Origin of the sequence: Halovulum marinum (genome assembly GCF_009697225.1) — a bacterium.
GTDB lineage: Bacteria > Pseudomonadota > Alphaproteobacteria > Rhodobacterales > Rhodobacteraceae > Halovulum > Halovulum marinum.
In genome coordinates this window covers 197459-218284 of the sequence record NZ_WIND01000003.1, presented here as the reverse complement: position 1 = coordinate 218284, position 20826 = coordinate 197459, and the positions used below count along the sequence as shown (strand labels likewise).

The 20826-nt window shown below is 70.6% G+C and carries 19 protein-coding genes; 11 read left to right on the top strand and 8 right to left on the bottom strand.

All coding sequences use genetic code 11. The features are described 5' to 3' along the window. The first annotated feature begins 9 nt into the window (after nucleotides 1-9). From GE300_RS06665 to GE300_RS06655, 3 genes are all read left to right on the top strand, one after another. Entirely contained in the window at nucleotides 10-840 is an 831-nt protein-coding gene (locus GE300_RS06665) for a carbohydrate ABC transporter permease (protein WP_154445774.1), read from the top strand. 11 nt (nucleotides 841-851) lie between these two features. After that, nucleotides 852-1856 (top strand): ABC transporter ATP-binding protein, encoded by a 1005-nt coding sequence (locus GE300_RS06660; RefSeq protein WP_154445773.1) that lies wholly within the window; start codon nucleotides 852-854, stop codon nucleotides 1854-1856. Between the two features lie 75 nt (nucleotides 1857-1931). Continuing rightward, a complete protein-coding gene (locus tag GE300_RS06655) occupies nucleotides 1932-3446 on the top strand; it encodes a mannitol dehydrogenase family protein (RefSeq protein WP_154445772.1) in 1515 nt (504 codons plus the stop codon). A 116-nt stretch (nucleotides 3447-3562) separates the two neighbouring features. Here the strand turns inward: GE300_RS06655 and GE300_RS06650 are convergent, their stop codons facing one another. From GE300_RS06650 to GE300_RS06615, 8 genes are all read right to left on the bottom strand, one after another. After that, nucleotides 3563-3733 carry a hypothetical protein gene (locus tag GE300_RS06650; RefSeq protein WP_154445771.1) on the bottom strand — a complete coding sequence of 57 codons (171 nt, stop codon included), beginning with the start codon at nucleotides 3731-3733 and terminating at the stop codon, nucleotides 3563-3565. Between the two features lie 221 nt (nucleotides 3734-3954). Next, entirely contained in the window at nucleotides 3955-5106 is a 1152-nt protein-coding gene (locus GE300_RS06645; RefSeq protein ID WP_154445770.1) for a c-type cytochrome, read from the bottom strand. Beyond that, nucleotides 5103-5675, bottom strand: coding sequence for a cytochrome c oxidase assembly protein (locus GE300_RS06640; RefSeq protein WP_154445769.1), 573 nt, complete (start codon nucleotides 5673-5675; stop codon nucleotides 5103-5105). The genes GE300_RS06645 and GE300_RS06640 overlap by 4 nt, the downstream gene beginning before the upstream one ends. Further along, a complete protein-coding gene (locus GE300_RS06635) occupies nucleotides 5672-6001 on the bottom strand; it encodes a hypothetical protein (RefSeq protein ID WP_233416826.1) in 330 nt (109 codons plus the stop codon). The genes GE300_RS06640 and GE300_RS06635 overlap by 4 nt, the downstream gene beginning before the upstream one ends. A gap of 38 nt (nucleotides 6002-6039) precedes the next feature. Further along, on the bottom strand, nucleotides 6040-8646 hold the full coding sequence (gene ctaD, locus GE300_RS06630; protein ID WP_154445767.1) for a cytochrome c oxidase subunit I: 2607 nt from the start codon (nucleotides 8644-8646) through the stop codon (nucleotides 6040-6042). Next, on the bottom strand, nucleotides 8643-9620 hold the full coding sequence (locus GE300_RS06625) for a cytochrome c oxidase subunit II (RefSeq protein WP_154445766.1): 978 nt from the start codon (nucleotides 9618-9620) through the stop codon (nucleotides 8643-8645). Before GE300_RS06625 ends, ctaD begins: the two co-directional genes overlap by 4 nt. After that, a complete protein-coding gene (locus GE300_RS06620) occupies nucleotides 9620-10210 on the bottom strand; it encodes an exopolysaccharide biosynthesis protein (protein ID WP_154445765.1) in 591 nt (196 codons plus the stop codon). Before GE300_RS06620 ends, GE300_RS06625 begins: the two co-directional genes overlap by 1 nt. A gap of 268 nt (nucleotides 10211-10478) precedes the next feature. Beyond that, nucleotides 10479-12203 (bottom strand): dihydroxy-acid dehydratase, encoded by a 1725-nt coding sequence (locus tag GE300_RS06615; RefSeq protein WP_154445764.1) that lies wholly within the window; start codon nucleotides 12201-12203, stop codon nucleotides 10479-10481. Between the two features lie 556 nt (nucleotides 12204-12759). On the opposite strand from GE300_RS06615, the gene coxB reads away from it, so the two are divergent. The 8 genes from coxB (at nucleotide 12760) to GE300_RS06575 (ending at nucleotide 20809) form a co-directional block, all read left to right on the top strand. Further along, a complete protein-coding gene (gene coxB / locus GE300_RS06610; RefSeq protein WP_154445763.1) occupies nucleotides 12760-13599 on the top strand; it encodes a cytochrome c oxidase subunit II in 840 nt (279 codons plus the stop codon). 87 nt (nucleotides 13600-13686) lie between these two features. Further along, nucleotides 13687-15474, top strand: a complete 1788-nt coding sequence (locus GE300_RS06605) for a cbb3-type cytochrome c oxidase subunit I (RefSeq protein WP_154445762.1) — start codon at nucleotides 13687-13689, stop codon at nucleotides 15472-15474. Nucleotides 15475-15479: 5 nt separating this feature from the next. Next, nucleotides 15480-16169: a cytochrome c oxidase subunit 3 gene (locus tag GE300_RS06600; protein ID WP_154445886.1), complete on the top strand. Its 690-nt coding sequence runs from the start codon at nucleotides 15480-15482 to the stop codon at nucleotides 16167-16169. Nucleotides 16170-16179: 10 nt separating this feature from the next. Next, complete coding sequence (locus GE300_RS06595) at nucleotides 16180-16896, top strand: heme-copper oxidase subunit III family protein (protein ID WP_154445761.1); 717 nt, start codon at nucleotides 16180-16182, stop codon at nucleotides 16894-16896. Between the two features lie 24 nt (nucleotides 16897-16920). Next, nucleotides 16921-17274: a cytochrome C oxidase subunit IV family protein gene (locus GE300_RS06590; protein WP_154445760.1), complete on the top strand. Its 354-nt coding sequence runs from the start codon at nucleotides 16921-16923 to the stop codon at nucleotides 17272-17274. A 403-nt stretch (nucleotides 17275-17677) separates the two neighbouring features. Then, a complete protein-coding gene (gene pdhA / locus GE300_RS06585) occupies nucleotides 17678-18760 on the top strand; it encodes a pyruvate dehydrogenase (acetyl-transferring) E1 component subunit alpha (RefSeq protein WP_154445759.1) in 1083 nt (360 codons plus the stop codon). Further along, the gene (locus tag GE300_RS06580; protein WP_154445758.1) at nucleotides 18753-19736 is read left to right on the top strand and encodes an alpha-ketoacid dehydrogenase subunit beta; all 984 of its coding nucleotides are present in this window, start codon (nucleotides 18753-18755) and stop codon (nucleotides 19734-19736) included. Before pdhA ends, GE300_RS06580 begins: the two co-directional genes overlap by 8 nt. Further along, on the top strand, nucleotides 19733-20809 hold the full coding sequence (locus tag GE300_RS06575; protein WP_154445757.1) for a dihydrolipoamide acetyltransferase family protein: 1077 nt from the start codon (nucleotides 19733-19735) through the stop codon (nucleotides 20807-20809). The genes GE300_RS06580 and GE300_RS06575 overlap by 4 nt, the downstream gene beginning before the upstream one ends. Nucleotides 20810-20826: the final 17 nt, after the last annotated feature.

The window sequence follows — 20826 nt, the reverse complement described above, 5'->3', positions numbered from 1 at the left end:
GGAACTGACATGGCGCGTGCCGTCACAACGAACCGCAAGGTCATCAATACCGCCTTCGCCTGGGGAATCGGCCTGCTGATCTTCTTCCCGATCCTGTGGACGATCCTGACCAGCTTCAAGACCGAGGCCACCGCCATTGCCGATCCGCCGGTGTTCCTGTTCTTCGACTGGACGCTGGAGAACTACCAGGTCGTGCAGGAGCGCTCGAACTATGCGCGCTTCCTGTGGAACTCGGTGATCATCGCCGGCGGCTCGACCGTGCTGGGCATCATCATCGCGATCCCCGCGGCCTGGTCGATGGCATTCGTTCCGTCGCGTCGGACCAAGGACATCCTGCTGTGGATGCTGTCGACGAAGATGCTGCCGGCGGTCGGGGTCCTGTACCCGATCTACCTGATCTTCATCGAGCTCGGCCTGCTGGATACCCGCATTGGCCTGGTGATCGTGCTGATGCTGATCAACCTGCCGATCATCGTCTGGATGCTGTACACCTACTTCCGCGAAATTCCGGGCGAGATCCTGGAAGCGTCGCGGATGGACGGCGCCAGCCTGCGCGACGAGATCCTCTACGTGCTCACGCCGATGGCGGTGCCCGGGATCGCCTCGACCCTGCTGCTGAACTTCATCCTGGCGTGGAACGAGGCGTTCTGGACCCTGAACCTGACCGCCGCCAAGGCCGCGCCGCTGACCGCCTTCATCGCCAGCTACTCCAGCCCCGAAGGCCTGTTCTATGCCAAGCTCAGCGCGGCCTCGACCATGGCCATCGCCCCGATCCTGATCCTCGGCTGGTTCAGCCAGAAACAACTCGTCCGCGGCCTGACCTTCGGCGCCGTAAAGTAAGGAGCTCCGACATGGGACAAATCAAGCTTGAAAAAGTGACCAAGAGCTTCGGCGACGTCGAGGTCATCCCGCCACTGGACCTGACCATCGGCGAAGGCGAGTTCACGGTCTTCGTCGGCCCGTCGGGCTGCGGCAAGTCCACGCTGCTGCGGCTGATCGCCGGGCTCGAGGACATCAGCTCGGGCCAGATCACGATCGACGGCCAGGACGCCACCAACGTGCCGCCCGCCAAGCGCCGGCTTGCGATGGTGTTCCAGTCCTATGCACTGTATCCGCACATGAGCGTGCGCAAGAACATCGCGTTCCCGCTGCGCATGGCCAAGCTCGACCAGGCCGAGCAGGACAAACGGGTCGAGCAGGCGGCCTCGGTGCTGAACCTGACCGACTATCTCGACCGGCGTCCGGGCCAGCTGTCCGGCGGCCAGCGCCAGCGCGTCGCCATCGGCCGCGCCATCGTGCGCGAGCCGGCGGCATTCCTGTTCGACGAGCCGCTGTCCAACCTCGACGCCGCGCTGCGCGTCGGCATGCGGCTTGAGATCAGCGAGCTGCACAAGCGGCTGGCGACGACGATGATCTACGTCACCCACGACCAGGTCGAGGCGATGACCATGGCCGACAAGATCGTCGTGCTGCGGGCGGGCCATATCGAGCAGGTCGGCTCGCCGCTGGAGCTGTACCGGACCCCGCGCAACCTGTTCGTGGCCGGCTTCATCGGCTCGCCCAAGATGAACCATATCGACGGCGCCGAGGCGGCCAAGCACAGCGCCAAGACCATCGGCGTGCGCCCCGAGCACATCGACGTGGTGGACGGCGAGGGCGTGTGGCAGGGCACCGTGGGCGTGGCCGAGCACCTGGGCTCGGACACCTTCTTCCATATCCACGGCACCGGCATCGCCGAGACGCTGACCGTCCGCGCCACCGGCGAGGTCGACTTCCGCCACGGCGACCGGATCGGGCTGGTGCCGCGCGCGGACCAGATCCACCGGTTCGACGATCAGGGCCTCAGGATGCCGTGATGCGGCCGGCGGGGGCCGCGCGCCCCCGCCGACCGCGGCCTTCGTCAGACGACGCAGCAGAATGGATGGCGGACCATGGATGAACGTGACGACACCACTGGGCGGACCCCGGTCCGTCTGAGCCTGGCGACCCTCGGCGATCTGCCGGCCGACATCGCCACCCCCGGCTACCGGCGCGCGGACCTGTCCGCGGGCATCGTCCACATCGGGCTTGGCAACTTCCACCGCGCCCACCAGGCCTGGTATCTGCACCGGCTGATGCAGCAGGGCCGGGCGGTGGACTGGGCGATCGTCGGCGCCGGCGTCCGGGCCGGCGACGCGGCGATGCGCGACCGGCTGCTGGCGCAGGACTGCCTGACCACGCTGATCGAGCTGGACCCCTCCGGCATCTCGGCCGAGGTCTGCGGCGCGATGATCGATTTCCTGCCGGTCGAGGAAGGCAACGCGGCGCTTGTCGCGCGGATGGCCGATCCGGCGATCCGCATCGTGTCGCTGACGGTGACCGAAGGCGGCTACTATATCGATCCGGCGACCGGCGCCTTCGACACCGGGCACGAAGACATCCGCCATGATGCCGCGCACCCGGACCGGCCGCGCACCGCGTTCGGCGCGATGGTCGCGGCGCTGCGCCGCCGGCGCGCGGCGGGCGAGCTGCCGTTCACCGGGCTGAGCTGCGACAACCTGCAGGGCAACGGCGCGATCCTGCGGCAGGCCGTGGTCTCGCTGGCGCGGATGACCGACGGCGACCTGGCGGACTGGATCGACAGCGCCGGCGCCTTCCCCAACTCCATGGTCGACTGCATCGTTCCCGCCACCGGCCCGGCGGAGCTGGCGCTGGCGCGCGAGCTGGGGGTCGAGGACGCCGCACCCGTCACCCACGAGAATTTCCGCCAGTGGGTGATCGAGGACGTGTTCTGCGCCGGCCGCCCGCCCTGGGACGAGGCCGGGGCGACGCTGTCGGGCAGCGTGCACGACTACGAGGCGATGAAGCTGCGAATCCTCAACGGCGGCCACCAGATCATCGCCGCGCCGGGCGATATCCTGGGCATCCAGGCGATCGCCGACACCATGGCGCACCCGCTGATCAAGGCCCTGCTGCGCAAGGTCGCGACCGCCGAGATCGCCCCCCATGTCCGCCCCGTGCCGGGAATGGACCCGCTGAGCTATCTCGACCTGGTCGACCGCCGGTTCTCGAACCCGCGGATCAAGGACACCACCCGGCGCGTCGCCTTCGACGGCTCCAGCCGGCAGCCGGGCTTCATCCTGCCCTCGGTGCACGACGGGCTGCGCGCCGGCACCCCCGTCGACGGGCTGGCGCTGGTCTCGGCGTTGTGGGCACGGTACTGCACCGGCGTACGCGAGGATGGCACCGAGATCGCGCCGAACGATCCGCGCTGGGAGTCGCTGCGGCCCACCGCGCAGGCGGCGCAGGACGACCCCGGCGTGTGGCTTGCGATGCGCGACATCTACGGCGATCTGGGGGACAACCCGGTCTTCGCGCGGGCGTTCGCGCACCGGCTGGGCATGGTGCATGCGGACGGGGTCGAGGCCGCGATCCGCGACTACGTGGACACCTCGCCGGACAGCTGACGCGTCGCCTGGCGGCGGCCCGCGCCGACCGCCGGTCCGCGCCCGGGCAGACCGGGATCGAGCGGTTCAGCCACCACGGCGGCGCGGAGGAAAGGCAGCTCCGGACCGCGGCGGCGTCAGTCATCGCCGCCGGTGGTACGCACCCCGATCAGGAAGATGCCGACGCCGACCAGCAGGACCAGGTGCGCCGGCATCGTGCGCGCCGTGCCCCCGACATGCCCGGCCGGCGCCGGGCGCCGGGCGAGCAGCGCGGCCAGCGGCGCCAGACCGAACACCGGGCCCGGCACGGGCGCTAGCGTGCGGCGATGACCTCTCCGGCAAGCTGGAACGAGAACAGCACCGCGATCTTGCCGAGCATCTGACCGCCCCGGTCGCACGGCACGGCCGCATCCTGATCGGCGACTGCCGGAAATCTCGTCCGGCGCCGGTTTTCCCCCAGCTGCCGCGGGCGATGGGCGGCAGCCGGACGGGTCGGCGGGGCGTTCGGACCGGTGGCCCTCGCGCCGCATCACGGATCGTCGGCGCCGTCCCCTGGCCGCGCCTGCGCGTCCGACGGCTCCTTCGCCGGCGCCAGCGCCGCGTAGTACGCGGCCAGCGCGGCGATGTCCTCGTCGGTCAGCTCGCGCGACGCCTGGCGCATCAGCTCGGCCGCGGGACCGCCGCCGCGCTGCTCGTCGCGCCACAGCCTCAGCTGCTGCCGCAGGTAGGGCGCGTATTGCCCGGCAAGCGACGGGAACAGCGCGTTGCGCGGCTCGGGCCAGGGTCCGTGACAGGCCCGGCAGGCCGGCACGTCGGCCGCGGGATCGGCGGCATAGGCCAGATCGCGCCCGCGGGCGGCGGTCTCGGTCAGCGCGGCGCCGTCCCCTTCCGGCGTGTTCCGGGCGAAGTACGCGGCCAGCCCGGCGATCTCGGCTTCGTCGACCAGCGACATGGCTTGCTCCATGATCCCGCTGTCGCGCGCGCCGCTGCGATAGGCCAGAAGACTGCGCAGGATGTATTCCTCGGACAGGATGTCGAGACGCGGGATCCGCGGATTGTCCGACACGCCGTCGCTGTTGTGGCAGACCGTGCAGAACGCGCCGCCGCGCCCGTCGGCATCGGCAAGCTCGTCCGCGCCGGCGGGCGCGGCGGTCAGCGCCCGGTAGTCCTCCGCCGTCATCGCGTCGACCTCGAGCAGGAAGGCGACCACCGGCCAGACCTCGTCGGCCCGGTCCGAGGGCCAGCCCGGCATTCCGGTCATCTTGACCCCCTCGCGCACGATCCAGTGCAGTTCGGCGGCGTTCCACCCCTTGACCGCCTCGACGATGTGCGGCGGCTCCGGTTTCATCTCCCGCACGGTTGCGCTGCGATCCTGACCGGGGGCGGCGTGGCAGGGGGTGCAGGCCGTGGCGTAATGCCCGGCACCCAGCGCGACCATCTCGGCGCTGCGCAGGTCCGCCGGCGGCGGGTCCCCGCCCGCGCGCAACCTGACCGAGTTCTCGAAGGTCGTGGCCAGCATCCAGCTCACTCCCGGCAGGTGCCCGCGATGCGCCGAGACGTTGTAGAGGCCCAGGCCGACCACCGCCGCCGCGCCGAGCACGCCCAGCACGGCCAGCGCCGCCAGCGTCACCACCGCCGTACGCGGGTGCAGGCGCGCAATATGCCGACGCACCCACCTCATGCCGGCCGGCTCCCGAGCGCGCGCGCGACCAGTGCCAGCCCGCCGGCAAGGTAGGCCGGAGTGCCGATCGCCAGCATCAGCAGACCGCCCGCCTGCTGCCCGGCCAGATCGGCCGGGCGACCGGCCGCGGCGGCGTACAGATCGCGCGGCGCCAGCACCAGCAGCGCCCCCAGCAGGGTCATGTGCATCGAGGTCAGCAGCAGCCCGCCGGCCCCGGCCAGCGGCTCGCGCGCGGCAAGCGCGCCGGCCCAGACCAGCAGCCCGGCGGCAAGGAACATCGTCTGCTCGGCCACGAACACCGGCACGCTGCCCTGCGCGCCGGTGTGCAGCCGGGGCAGGTGCCAGCCCCATACCACCAGGAATTCGATCAGCGCCCCGGCCAGCACCGGCACCGCCGCCGCCCGCGCCAGTCCCGGCGCGGCAAGCACCAGCGCCGGGGCGGCGATCGCGACCAGGATCATGTGCCGCGCCATGAACGCCGGGAACGGCCCCGCGATCGCGCCCCAGGGCGTCAGCCACGCCGCGGCGAGGGCGAGCACGGCGACGGCGCTGGCCAGGCCCCGGGTCATCGGCAGGTCTCCACGAACACCGCCGGCAGCGTGACGTAGATCACGCCTATCGTCGAAACCAGCGACAGCAGGAAGCCGACGTGGCCGAGGAAGCGGCGGCGGTGGTTGTCGGTCGGCCGATCGTGGATGTCGTCCCAGCCGTCCAGGTAGTCCCACTGCCGCCAGGCCCCCCGGCCGACGGCGACGATCAGCGTCAGCGCCACCGCGGTCGAGGCAAAGATCGTCAGCCGGGCCAGATCCGCCGCGTCCCACTTCGCGCACAGCACCGCGGTGACGCCGTAGACCAGCACGAAGTGCAGCGCCCAGATCGTCGGCGCGAGGATCATGTGCCACAGGCTTCGGTCTCTCGGTTGCCGCCAGAACATCACAGCGCCCTCGGCAGCAGGCCGACGACCGCGGCGGTCACCAGGCAGGTGACGACGAGGAAGTGCCAGAACAGCGTCGTGTTCCACAGGTCCGCGTCGTGACGGGGGGTGAGCCTGCCGGCGAAGCTGCCGGCCAGGCAGTAAAGCTGCATGATCAGCCCGGCGCCGATGTGCGCGACGGTCCAGACCACGAGCGCCCACATGATCGCCGGGTAGACGTGGGATGTCGGGTCCATCTCCGGCAGCCGCACCGCCAGGATCAGCGCCGCGATGCCTGCCGCCGCCAGCGCCGCGCCGGCGCCCAGCAGGATGCGCGCCGCGCGGCGCAGCGTCCGGCGGTTCAGTTCGCGCGCGCCCAGCGTCGTCGCCCAGGCAAGCGTCAGCGCGGCGGCGGCGGCGGCGACCGCGCGCAGGTCGGCATGCTCGGCCCCGGCCGGCGGAAAATCCGGGCGTGCTGTCCAGTAGAAGAACACGCCGAACACCAGGCTGGCGAAGGCCGTCGCGTCGCCGAGCATGGTGATGAACACCGCCCACCACCCCGGCGCCTTCGGGCCCGAGACGTAGGTTGGCAGCCGCAGGCCCAGCCCGGCGTCCTTGGTCGGCGCCTCGGGCACCCGTGCGGTCGCGGTCCACAGCCAGTAGATCACCGTCGCAACGGCGAACGCGCCGGAGATCCCGGCCGCCAGGTACCATTTGAACGTCGGGAAGATGAACGCGCCGCCGGTGAACACCGCCGCCACCATCGGGCTCCAGCTCGGCCCGGTGATCCGCGCCACATGTTGCGGCCGCGCGTCGATCGCCGAGGTGACGATCGTCTCGCGCAGGCCCTCGGGCGCGTCGGGGATGTAGAACCGCCCGGCGTCGAGCCGCTCGAGGAAACCCGGATCGTCCCACAGCGGATAGCGCGAGCGCACATACGGCACCGAGCGCACGCCCCAGGCCTGCGCCGGCACGTCGTGCGACCATTCCAGCGTGCCGCCGTTCCAGGGGTTGCGCGCGGCCAGCGGCTGGTGGCCTTTCGGGCGTACCAGATCCCAGGCGAACACCAGGATGCCGGCGGCGACCACGAAGGCGCCCAGCGTCGAGACCAGGTTCAGCCAGTCCCAGCCGATGTCTCCCGGATAGGTGAAGACCCGCCGCGGCATGCCCTTCAGCCCGGTCAGGTGCATCGGCAGGAAGGTGATGTTGAAGCCGGTGAAGGTCAGCCAGAACGACCAGCGCCCCAGCCGCTCGGACAGCTTCTTCTTCCTGATCGACGGGTAGAAGTAGTAGACGCCGCCGATGATCGGGAACACCATGCCGCCGAACAGGGTGTAGTGCAGGTGCGCGACGATGAAGTAGGTGTCGTGGACCTGCCAGTTGAACGGCGCCAGCGCCAGCATCACCCCGGTCAGCCCGCCGGCGGTGAAGACCGCCAGCGCGCCGGCGATCCACAGCATCGGCAGGATGATCTTCACCCGGCCGACGATCAGCGTCGCCACGAACGCGAACAGCTGCACCCCGGTCGGGATCACCACCGCCTCGGAGGCAGCCGAGAAGAAGCCCAGCGACAGCATCGGCAGCCCGGTGGTGAACATGTGGTGCACCCACAGCCCGAAGCTCAGAAAGCCGGTGCCCACCGCCGACAGCACGATCCACGAATACCCCATGATCGGCCGCCGCGCGGCGGTCGGCACGATCATCGCCGCCACCGCGATCGACGGCAGGAAGATGATGTAGACCTCGGGGTGGCCGAAGATCCAGAACAGGTGCTGCCAAAGCAGCGGGTCGCCGCCGCGCTCGGGGTCGAAGAACGGCCAGTCGAACGAGCGCTGCAGCTCGAACAGGAAGTCGCCCGCGATCAGCGGCGGGAACGCGAACAGGATCATCCCGCCCACCACCAGCACGTACCAGGCATAGAGCGGCATCAGGTTGATCCGCATCCCCGGCGGCCGGCACTTCACGGTGCCGACGATCAGCTCCACCGCGGCGGCGATCGAGGCGACCTCGATGAACGACAGCCCCAGCAGCCAGATGTCCGGCCCGAGACCCTCGGCCTCGGTCGACAGCGGCGGGTACATGAACCAGCCGCCTTCGGGCGCGACGCCGAACAGCACCGAGCCCAGCACGAAGAAGCCGCCGATCAGGAAGCACCAGTAGCCATAGGCCGACAGCCGCGGGAACGGCATGTCGCGTGCGCCCAGAAGGGCGGGCAGCAGCAGGATCGAGATCGCCTCGAACATCGGCACGGCGAACAGGAACATCATCGCCGAGCCGTGCATGGTGAAGAACTGGTTGAACCGCTCGGCCGACAGGAAGTCGTTTTCCGGCACCGCCAGCTGGACTCGCATCAGCAGCGCCAGCACCCCCGCCGCCAGCATGAAGCCGAAGGCGGTCATCGAATACCACACGCCGACCTCGGTGTTGTTCACCGCCGACAGATAGCGCCAGCCCTGCGGCGTGTGCCAGGCCTGCTTCAGCCGGTCCGCCTGTTCCCGCGACAGCGCCGGGTCGACCGGCACGGCTAGCATTTCGTCGGTCGGCGGGAACGGGCCCACGGGCTCGGGCTGGGTGACCGCCTCGGGCAGCCGGCGCGCCAGGCCCGCGTCGCGGGAATGATCGGTCATTCGAGGCCCTCCAGGTAGGCGGCCAGCAGGTCCAGCCGGGCGTCGCCCAGGTGGTCGAAGCCGGGCATCCGCGCGCCGGGCTTGATCGCCCGCGGGTCGGCGATCCAGCGCTTCAGCGCATCGGCGGTCATCGGCAGGACCCCCGCCGCCAGCGTGGTGCGGCCGGCAAGGTGCGTCAGGTCAGGCCCGATCGTGCCGTCCGCCGGCGTGCCGCGCACCGTGTGGCACGAGCCGCAGCCTTCGGCCAGGAACACCGCGCGGCCGGCGCGCGCGGCTTCGGTGGCGGGCGGCGCGGCGTCGGTCGCCTCGTGCTCCAGCCACTCGCGGAAGGCCTCGGGTTCCATGACCACGGCGCCGAAGGCCATCAGCGCGTGGCTGTCGCCGCAGAACTCGGCGCATTGCCCGCGGTACTCGCCCGGCTCCAGCGGCTCCAGCGACATCCGCGTCTCGCGGCCCGGGATCATGTCGGTCTTGCCGCCCAGCGCCGGCACCCAGAACGAGTGGATCACCTCGTTCGCCCCCAGCCGCAGCTCGCTGCGGCTTCCGGCGGGCAGGCGCAGCTCGTTGGCGCTGATCACCGGCGTCTCGGCACCCTCGGGGAGGTACTCCATCCGCCACCACCACAACTCGCCGGTGACGCGGACGCTGAGCCCGGTGCCCGGCGCCAGCTGCCGGGGCATTTCCGACAGACCGTAGGACAGCAGCACGGCCAGCAGCACCGTCGGGAACACGATGCCGCCGCCGACCACCAGCAGGGTGGCGGCGCGCACCGACAGGGCGTCGCGATTGAGCCGGCTGACATAGACCATCAGCCCGTTGACCAGCAGCCACAGGATCACCGCGCCGCCCAGCATCCACCAGAACAGCTCGGCCATGACCGCGGCATCGCGCCCGGCGGGATCCAGCACCGACTGGCGCCCCTCGCACGCGGCCAGCGCGGGCACGAGCGCAAGGCAGGCGAGGCCGGCCCGCATCAGGCGAGTCTCAGCGCGACGAACAGCGCACCGCCATAGGGAACGATCGCCAGCAGCAAGAACAGCCCGTCGCGAGTCAGCAGCGCGATCGCCAGCAGCGAGACGCCGGTCGCCAGGATCGACGAGGTGAAGGGGATGAACTCGAGGAACGGCATCGCCAGACCGGACAGCAGGCAGATCACCTTGGGCAGGTAGACCATCGGTCGATGGAACATCCACGACAGGCGGCTGTGGGTGTGGCGGTCGAACCAGGCGATCACCGGCTGCGCCTTTGCCAGCGCGCGCCGCAGCGCGTCGGCGTCGATCGAACTGCGCTTCAGCCGGCGTGGCACATAGGCCTCGTCATAGCTCATCAGCATCTCGAACGAGATCAGCGCGATCAGCAGCCCGGCGACGATGGACACGCCGGGGATGCCCGACAGCGGCGTGGCGGCGATCAGCGCCGGCACCAGCAGCAGCGGCACGAAGCTGCGCGGGCCGAGCGCCTCCAGCAACTCGCCGACCGAGACCTTGTCGTCCCGGGCGGCTTCGCGGATCCGGTTCGCGACGGCTCCGAGGCTTTCCAGACTGCGCTCCGTCGTCGCCACCATTCCGGCTTCCAGTTGCCCTGCGTCCCCGGGTCCAACGCACACCGTGGCCGATGGTTCCGGACCGCCCGGCGCGGGGCGTCGCCCGCGCCGGGCGAACAATGTGGTGCACGGTAACGCGGTCCTGAATGCGCGCCACGCGCAGCCGCCGCCGGGCAGGGCGCGTCCGGGATCGCGGCGCGCGCGGACCTGTTGTGCCTCCCGGCCGCGGCCGCCGCACAGGCGGGTATCGCGCCCGGCACCCGGCCCGGCTATTCGCCGTGCGGCGGGCTCAGCCGGTACCCTTCAGGAAACCGAAATCGCAGCCCTCGTCGGCCTGCAGGATCTGCTCCTGGTAGAGCCGCGAATAGCCGCGAGCCGGCGTCGCCGCGGCCCCGGCCCCCGGGCCGGATGCCGGCGCGGCCGCGCGGCGCGCCAGCTCGGCCGCGTCGACCAGCAGCTCGAGCTTCCGGTCCTCGACGCTCAGCCGGATCCGGTCGCCGTCGCGCACCAGCCCGAACGGCCCGCCCGAGGCCGCGTCCGGCGCCACGTGCAGCACGATGGTGCCGTAGGCGGTGCCGCTCATCCGCGCGTCCGAGATCCGGATCATGTCCCGGACCCCGGCGCGCGCCAGCTTCGCCGGGATCGGCAGATAGCCGGCCTCGGGCATGGCGGCGGCGCTGGTCGGGCCGGCGTTCTGCAGGATCAGGAAATCCTCTTCCGTCACGTCCAGGTCCGGATCGTCGATCCGCGCCGCCAGATCCTCGAGCGAGGTGAACACCACCGCCCGGCCCTCGCGCTCGAACAGCGCCGGATCGGCGGCCGAGCGCTTCAGGATCGCGCCGCGCGGCGCGATGTTGCCGAACAGCGCGACCAGCCCGCCGGTCTCGCGCACCGGTTCGGCGAACGGCCGGATGAAGGCGCGGTCCACCCAGGGGTCGGCGGCCGCGATCCGGTCGCCCAGCGTCTCGCCGGTGACGGTCAGGCAGTCGAGGTGCAGCAGGTGCCGCAGCTCGCGCAGGATCGCCGGCATGCCGCCGGCGGCGTGCAGGTCCTCCATGTAGCCGGCGCCGGTCGGCTTCAGGTCGACCAGTACCGGCGTGCTGTCGGACAGCGCGTTCAGCCGCGCCAGATCGACCGGGATGTCCAGCCGCCCGGCGATCGCGGTCAGGTGGATGATCGCGTTGGTCGACCCGCCCAGCGCCAGCAGCACGCGCAGCGCGTTCTCGACCGCCTCGGGGGTCATGATCCGGCTGGGGCGGCGGTCGGCAGCGCCGATCAGCCCGACCGCGATCCGCCCGGTCTGCTCGGCCATGCGCAGCCGGTCGGAGTCGACCGCCGGAATCGCCGCAGCGCCGGCGGGCATCATCCCCAGCGTCTCGGCCAGCGCCGCCATGGTCGAGGCGGTTCCCATGACCGCGCAGGTGCCGGCGGTCGAGGCCAGCCGCTGCTCGACCGCGCCGATCTCCTCGGCGTCGATCTGCCCGGCGCGGAACTTCGCCCAGAACCGCCGGCAGTCGGTGCATGCGCCCAGCCGCTCGCCCCGGTGCCGGCCGGTGGACATCGGCCCCGCCACCAGCTGGATCGCCGGGATGTCGGCCGAGGCCGCGCCCATCAGCTGCGCCGGCACCGTCTTGTCGCAGCCGCCCAGCAGCACCAGCGCGTCGATCGGCTGGGCGCGGGCCATCTCCTCGACGTCCATCGACATCAGGTTGCGGTATTTCAGGCTGGTCGGGCTCAGGAACACCTCGCCCAGCGAGATCGTCGGGAACTCGATCGGCAGCGCACCGGCCGCCAGCACGCCGCGCTTCACCGCCTCGATCAGCTCGGGAAAATGCCGGTGGCAGTTGTTGAAACCGCTGGCCGAATGGCAGATGCCGACGATCGGCTTGTCCAGCATTTCCGAGCCGTAGCCCATCGAGCTGGCGAACGAGCGGCGCAGATAGGCGCTGAACTCGCGGTCGCCGTAGTTGGTCAGGCCGCGCCGCAGCCCCGTCTCGCCGTCATCGCTGGTCATCTGTGCCCCTTCGCCGCCCGGGCGGCGCGCAGTGCCTCGTTTCCCGGTGTGCCGCATCCTTCCTCAGCGGATCGCGCGAGACAAGGCCGATCTGGACCGCTGCCGCCGCATCCGGAGCCGCGCCGCAGGACGCCGATCCCTTCAAGGCTGCCGCCTGTCGCCGCGACAACGGCGGCACCGCTTGCGCCGGGGATGCCGGCGGCAGGGACGTGCGCCGCCCGGCCGCGCGGCGCGGTGGTCGCGGGACCCGGGAACGGGCGCGACAAGGCAGATACTGGTCCGGCACCACGCGGTCAGGCACTCGCCCCGAGCGCGAGCGACCGGACGTCCTTTCGCAAAGAAATCGGGCGGTTCAACGTCTTGCGATCATTGCCCGAATTCCGGGGCGACTACTTGCTGGCCGCGCCGGGTCGCCGGGCGTGACATTCCGATACAGCTTTACGGCCCGGTAAGGACACTTGATTTCTTGCCCATTTTTCAATTACTTTGTCCGAACGTATCCTGCCCGCAGCTGCTGCGTTTCTGCAAACGGTCGTGAGTTCGGGGTGGTTCTGACATGCGTATGGCGCTCGTCCTGGTCCTGATTGTCGTCGCTTCGGTGGCGTTCCACCTTGTCAGCCCGTGGTGGTGGACGCCGATCGCGTCGGACTGGGACTACATCGACAACACACTGGTCATCACCTTCTGGATCACCGGTCTGGTGTTCGCTGCGGTGGTGCTGTTCATGGCCTACTGCGTGTTCCGCTTCCGTCACCGCGAGGGCCGGAAGGCCGAGTTCAACCCCGAGAACCGGCGGCTCGAGATCTGGCTTTCCGTCGCCACCGGGATCGGCGTGGCGGCGATGCTGGTGCCGGGGCTGTTCGTGTGGAAGCAGTTCATCACCGTGCCCGACGACGCGGTCGAGGTCGAGGTCTTCGCCCAGCAGTGGTACTGGAGCTACCGGCTGCCCGGCGAGGACGGCCAGCTCGGCACCTCGGACCCGGAATACGTCTCGGCCGACAACCCTCTCGGCGTCAACCCGCACGACCGGTTCGGCGCGGACGACGTCATCGTCGAGGGCGATCTCTATCTGAACCTGAACCAGCCGGTGAAGGTGCTGCTGCGCTCGATCGACGTGCTGCACAATTTCTATGTGCCCGAGTTCCGCGCCAAGATGGACATGGTTCCGGGGATGGTCACCTACTACTGGTTCGAGCCGATCCGGACCGGCGAGTTCGAGGTGCTGTGCGCCGAATACTGCGGCATCTCGCACAGCTTCATGCGCGGCTTCGTGCGCGTGGTGGAGCAGGACGAATACGACGCGTGGCTGCAGGGTCAGCCCACGTTCGCGGAATATGCGGGCGCCGTGCCCGACCCGGCGCGGGCCACACGCGTGGCCGACCGCCCCGAGCCCTGAGCCCCGGGCCCGGGACGCCGCGCGCGGCGCACGCAAAAGGGCCGGCGGCCCGACCGTCGCCGGCGTCTGTGCAACAGGAGTGTGAGAATGGCAGATATCCCGCACGAGGCCGAGGCCGACCTTCCGCCGCTCGAGGTCCCCGATGTCATGCCGCCGCATGCCCACAGCTGGCTGGGCAAATGGGTGTTCTCGCAGGACGCGAAGTACATCGCCATCCAGTATTCGGGAACCGCGGTGGCGATCGGGCTGGTGGCGCTGGTGCTGTCCTGGCTGATGCGGCTGCAACTCGGCTTTCCCGGCACCTTCGACTTCATCACCCCCGAGGCGTACTACCAGTTCATCACCATGCACGGCATGATCATGGTGATCTACCTGCTGACCGCGATCTTCCTCGGCGGCTTCGGCAACTACCTGATCCCGCTGATGGTCGGCGCGCGCGACATGGTGTTCCCGTTCGTCAACATGCTCAGCTACTGGGTCTACCTGGCGGCGGTGCTGGTGCTGGTGTCCAGCTTCTTCGCGCCGGGCGGGCCGACCGGCGCCGGCTGGACGCTGTACCCGCCGCAGGCGATCATGTCGGGCACCCCGGGCGGGGCGCAGGCCGGCATCCTGCTGATGCTGCTGTCGCTGATCCTGTTCATCATCGGCTTCACCATGGGCGGGCTGAACTACGTCGTTACCGTGCTGCAGGCGCGCACCCGCGGCATGACGATGATGCGGCTGCCGCTGACCGTCTGGGGCATCTTCACCGCGACGGTGATGGCGCTGCTGGCGTTCCCGGCACTGTTCGTGGCCTGCGTGATGATGATGTTCGACCGGCTGCTGGGCACCAGCTTCTTCATGCCCGCGCTGGTCGAGTTCGGCGAGCAGCTCAACTACGGCGGCGGCACCCCGATCGCCTTCCAGCACCTGTTCTGGTTCTTCGGCCACCCCGAGGTGTACATCGTCGCGCTGCCCGCCTTCGGCATCGTCTCGGACCTGATCGCGGTGCATGCGCGCAAGAACATCTTCGGCTACCGGATGATGGTCTGGGCGATCGTGATCATCGGCGGGCTCAGCTTCATCGTCTGGGCGCACCACATGTACGTCAGCGGCATGCACCCGTGGTTCGGCTTCTTCTTCGCCACGACCACGCTGATCATCGCCGTGCCGACCGCGATCAAGGTCTACAACTGGGTGCTGACGCTGTGGCGCGGCGACATCCACCTGACGCTGCCGATGCTGTTCGCGCTGGGCTTCATCGTCACCTTCGTCAACGGCGGGCTGACCGGGCTGTTTCTTGGCAACGTGGTGGTCGACGTGCCGCTGTCGGACACGATGTTCGTGGTCGCGCACTTTCACATGGTGATGGGGGTGGCGCCGATCATGGTGATCTTCGGCGCGATCTATCACTGGTATCCGCTGATCACCGGGCGGATGCTGAACGAGACGCTGGGCCAGATCCACTTCTGGGTCACCTTCATCGGCGCCTACGCGATCTTCTTCCCGATGCACTACGTCGGGCTGGTCGGCGTGCCGCGGCGCTATTACGAGCTGGGCGAGGCATCGTTCCTGACCACGCCGGTCGACGGGCTGAACGCGTTCATCACGGTGGCGGCGCTGGTGGTCGGCGCGGCGCAGATGCTGTTCCTGTTCAACCTGGGCTGGAGCATCCGCCGGGGCCGCGATGCCGGTCACAACCCGTGGCGCGCGACCTCGCTCGAGTGGCAGACGCCCGATGTGCCGCCGCGGCACGGCAACTGGGGCGACCGGCTGCCGCCGGTCTACCGCTGGGCCTACGACTATTCGGTGCCCGGCGCGCCGGACGACTTCATCGCCCAGAACGATCCGGCCACGCCCGACCCGCAGGCCGTGCCGCACGGGGTGCGCCCGTGAGCGTGATGATCGTCTTCCTGCTGGTGCTGGCGACGATCATCGGCCTGTGGCTGTCGCGGCAGCGCCTGGCGTCCAAGCCCTGGCTCGAGACCGGCGCGCCGCCGGCCCGGGCCGAGGCGGTGGCGGTGGCCCCGGCCCGGTTGGGACTGGCGGTGTTCCTGGCGGTGGTCGGCGGGCTGTTCGCGATGCTGGGCTCGGCGTTCGTGATGCAGATCGACGAATACCCCTGGCAGCTGGTGCCGCTGCCGCGGATGATCTGGTTCAGCACCGCGGCGCTGGTGGCGGCCAGCCTGGCCCTGCACCGCGCCGCCGGCGCCGCGCGGCGGGCCGAGCCCGGCCGCCGCGACGCCGCGCTGGCCGCGGCGACGCTGGCGACACTGGCGTTTCTGGCCGGGCAGGGGCTCGTGTGGCGGGCGCTCGGCGACGGCGGCGTGGTGCTGTCGGGAACGCCGGCGGGCAGCCTCGTCTATCTGATCACTGGGCTGCACGGGCTGCATGTGCTGGGCGGGCTGGTGGCGCTGGGTCGGGTCTGGCTGCGGCAGGCGCAGCGGCCGGGTTCGGCGCAGGCGCGGGCGGCGATCGCGCTCTGCGCGATCTACTGGCATGCGCTGCTGTTCGTCTGGCTGGCCCTGATCGCGCTGTTCTCGGGCCTGGCCAACGAGGTTCTGGCGCTTTTTGGCGCCCTGCTGACATGAGGTTGCAGCGATGAGCGACGCACGAACGGGCCATGCGCCACCGGACAGCGGCGAGGGACTATCCGGGTTCGTCGCCGACTGGAGCTCGGACCAGCGCGCCTTCAAGCGCGTGTCCTGGGGCAAGGCGATGATGTGGATCCTGCTGCTCAGCGACACGTTCATCTTCGGCGTGTTCCTGGTCGCCTACATGACCGCGCGCAGTTCCACCCCCGAAGCCTGGCCGAATGCCAGCGAGGTGTTCTCGCTGCACATCGGCGACACCAACCTGCCGCTGCTGCTGATCGCGATCATGACCTTCGTGCTGATCTCGTCGTCCGGGACGATGGCGATGGCGGTCAACAGCGCCTACCGCAAGGCGCGCCGCCCGACCGCGCTGCTGATGCTGGCCACCGCACTGCTGGGCGCGACCTTCGTCGGCATGCAGGCGTTCGAGTGGACCAAGCTGATCTCCGAGGGCGTCCGGCCCTGGGGCAACCCCTGGGGGGCCGAGCAGTTCGGCGCCAGCTTCTTCATGATCACCGGCTTTCACGGCACGCATGTGTCGATCGGGGTGATCTTCCTGCTGCTGGTCGCCTGGAAGGTCTGGCGCGGCGAATTCGACCAGGACCGGCGCACCTGGCTGTGCAGCGGCAAGGGCGACTACGAGGCGGTCGAGATCCTCGGGCTGTACTGGCACTTCGTCGACCTGGTCTGGGTCTTCATCTTCGCATTCTTCTATCTGTGGTAGGGGGCGGTCGTGACGCAAACTTCGATGACGGACCAGCACGCGGCGGCGCGGCCGGCTTCGGCCCACGCCGAGGGGCAGCAGCATCCGATCAAGCTCTACCTGCTGGTCTGGGGCCTGCTGTTCGTGCTCAGCGCCGCGTCCTACATGGTCGACTACGCCGGTTTCCAGGGCTTGCTGCGCTGGGGGCTGATCCTGGCCTTCATGATGCTGAAGGCGGGGCTGATCATCGCCGTGTTCATGCACATGGCGTGGGAGCGGCTGGCGCTCAGCTACGCCATCCTGCTGCCGCCGCTGGCGGTGCTGGTGCTGGTGGCGATCATGGCGGTCGAGTCCGACTACACCGTGCTGACCCGCCAGAGCGAGTTCGCCACCCAGTAGAGGTTGGCCGGGCCCCCGCATCCGGCGCGCCTGCGGGGCGCCGGTTCCGGGTCTTCGCCCGGCCCGCGCCGCCGGCCGGATGAAGCGCGCACCAGGCGACCGTCGGCAGCGGTAGCCGGATCATCACCTCCCTCACCGATTCCGTGACCGTGTCCGCCACCCGGCGCGCGGCACGGGCGGATTCGGATCATGTCGCCTATCGGCCAGTAATCGAAACTTTATATTGCGAAAATGCCGATTTGTTTAATTTAATTACTAATCACGACCACTTAAAGAATCTTTGAAAACTTGCTTTCTGCACACGAATAGCTATATTATCAAGTGCAGAGTCATCGGTTACTGGCCCGTCGTGGCCGGCGGCCCGGCCTGTGTCGATCGCGCTCCGAAGGCAGGAGGTCAGACGATGCCCGGCACCGTCGAAACCGTCGCCAGCTTCAGCATCCGCCGCACCGCCTGTCTCGATGCGGACGGTAGGCCGCTGGGGCCGCTGCCCGAGTTCGCCGCCGACACCGATTTCCTCGCCCGGCTCTACCGCGGCATGGTGCTGACCCGGATCTTCGACGAGAAGGCGGTGGCGCTGCAGCGCACCGGGCGGCTGGGCACCTTCGCCTCGTCGCTGGGGCAGGAGGCGGTGGCCGTCGGCGCCGCCAGCGCGATGCGCCCCGAGGACGTGCTGCTGCCGTCCTTCCGCGACCAGGGCGCGCAGTTCTGGCGCGGCGGCACCCCCGAGGAATGCCTGCTCTACTGGGGCGGCAGCGAACGCGGCAGCCGCTCGGCGGCGGCGCCCGAGGATTTCCCGATCTGCATTCCCGTCGGCACCCAGTTCCCGCACGCGGTCGGCGTGGCGACGGCCTTCGCGCTGCGCCGCCAGCCGCGGGTCGCGCTGGTGATGGGCGGCGACGGCGCCACCTCGCGCGGCGATTTCGCCGAGGCGCTGGTGTTCGCCGGGGTCTGGACCCTGCCGGTGGTGTTCGTGATCGCCAACAACCAGTGGGCGATCTCGGTTCCGCGCAGCCAGCAGTGCGCCGCGCAGACGCTGGCGCAGAAGGCCATCGCCGCCGGGATCGAGGGCGCGCAGGTCGACGGCAACGACGTGATCGCGGTGCACCACGCCTGCGACCGCGCGCTTGACCGCGCCCGCCGCGGCGGCGGCGCGACGCTGATCGAGGCGGTGACCTACCGCATCACCGACCACACCACCGCCGACGACGCCCGGCGCTACCGCGACGATGCCGAGGTCTCGGCCAGTTGGAAGCGCGAGCCGGTGGCGCGGCTGCGCAATTACCTGGTGGCGCAGGGCGCCTGGGCGAAACCCGACGAGGAGCGCGTGCTGGCCGAGTGCCGCGCCACCGTCGAGGCCGCCGCCGAGGCCTACCTGGCGGCCGAGCCGGAACCGGCGACGGCGATGTTCGACGATCTCTACGCCGCGCTGCCCGAGGACCTGCAGGCGCAGCGCGCCGCGGTCCGGGAGCGCGCCGATGGGTGAGCTGACCATGGTCGAGGCGGTGGCGATGGCGCTGGCCCGCGCGCTGGACGAGGATCCGGACGTCGTGCTGCTGGGCGAGGACATCGGCCGCGACGGCGGCGTGTTCCGCGCCACCGCCGGCCTGCTCGACCGGTTCGGCGCCGACCGGGTCCGCGACACGCCGCTGGCGGAATCGGCGATCGCCGGGGTCTCGGTCGGGATGGCGGCGCAGGGCCTGCGCCCGGTGTGCGAGATCCAGTTCATGGGCTTCGTCTACCCGGCGCTCGACCAGATGCTCAGCCACGCCGCGCGGCTGCGCAACCGCACCCGCGGCCGGCTGTCCTGCCCGATGGTGCTGCGCGCGCCCTACGGCGGCGGCATCCACGCCCCCGAACACCATTCCGAAAGCACCGAGGCGCTGTTCGCCCACATCCCCGGCCTGCGGGTGGTGATCCCGTCCTCGCCGGTGCGCGCCTACGGGCTGCTGCTGGCGGCGATCCGCGATCCGGACCCGGTGGTGTTCCTGGAGCCGAAGCGGATCTACCGGGCAGTGCGCGAGGAGGTCGCCGACGACGGCGCGGCGCTGCCGCTCGACCGCTGCGCGGTGCTGTGCCGCGGCAGCGACGTCACCCTGGTGTCCTGGGGCGCGATGCTGACCGAGACGCTGGACGCCGCCGATGCGCTGTCCGCCGAGGACGGGATCGAGGCCGAGGTGATCGACGTCTGCACGCTGAAGCCGCTGGACGCGGCGACGATCCGCGCCTCGGTCGAGCGCACCGGGCGCTGCGTGATCGTGCACGAGGCCGCCCGCACCGGCGGCTTCGGCGCCGAGATCGCCGCGCGGCTGGCCGAGACCGCGCTGGTCTCGCTGCTGGCGCCGGTGGTGCGGGTGACCGCGCCCGACACCGTGGTGCCGCTGCTGAAACTGGAACGCCACTACATGCCGGCCGCCGCGGACATCGTCGCCGCCGTGCGCCGGACGATGGAGTACGCATGACCACGTTTCATCTTCCCGACCTCGGCGAGGGTCTGCAGGAGGCCGAGATCGTCTCCTGGCACGTCTCGCCGGGCGATCACGTCGTCGCCGACCAGCCGCTGCTGTCGGTCGAGACCGACAAGGCGGTGGTCGAGGTGCCGGCGCCGTGGTCCGGCACGGTCACCGCGCTGCTGGCGGACGCGGGCGAGATCGCCGCCATCGGCGCGCCGCTGGCCGAGATCGACACCGGCCCGTCGGCGGATACCGGCGCGATCGTGGGCACGCTGCCGGGCGCCGGCGGACGGGCCAGGGCCGCGCCGGCGGTGCGCCGGCTGGCGGCCGAGCGGGGCGTCGATCTGGCCGCGCTCGACGGCAGCGGCCCGGACGGCGCGATCACCCGCGCCGACGTCGAGGCCGCCGCGGACGCGGGCGGCGGCGGCGGCACCACCGCCGCCTGGCAGCCGCTGCGCGGCGTGCGCCGGGCAATGGCGCGCAACATGTCGGCGGCGCGCGACAGCGTCGCGACCACGGCGATCTTCGACGAGGCCGACATCACCGGCTGGGCCGAGGGCGCCGACATCACCATCCGCCTGGCGCGCGCGATCGCCGCCGGCTGCGCCGCCGAACCGGCGCTGAACGCCTGGTTCGACGACGCCCGCATGGCCCGGCACCTGCACCGCACGGTGGATCTGGGCATCGCCGTGGACACCGCCGACGGCCTGTTCGTGCCGGTGCTGCGCGATGTCGGCAACCGCGCCGCGGAGGATCTGCGCGCCGGGCTGCAGCGGATGCGCGCCGACATCGAGGCCCGCGCCATCCCGCGCGACGAGATGCGCGGCCAGACCATCACCCTGTCTAACTTCGGCATGATCGGCGGCCGTCACGCATTGATGACGGTGATCCCGCCGCAGGTGGCGATCGTCGGCGCCGGCCGCATCGGCGACGCGCCGGGCATCGTCGACGGCAGGGTGGCGCCGCGGCGAAAGCTGCCGGTGTCGCTGACCTTCGATCACCGCATCGTCACCGGCGCCGAGGCGGCCCGGTTCCTGACCACAATGATCCGCACCCTCGAACACGGCACCGACGGCGCCTGAGCGCCGCAGACACCGGG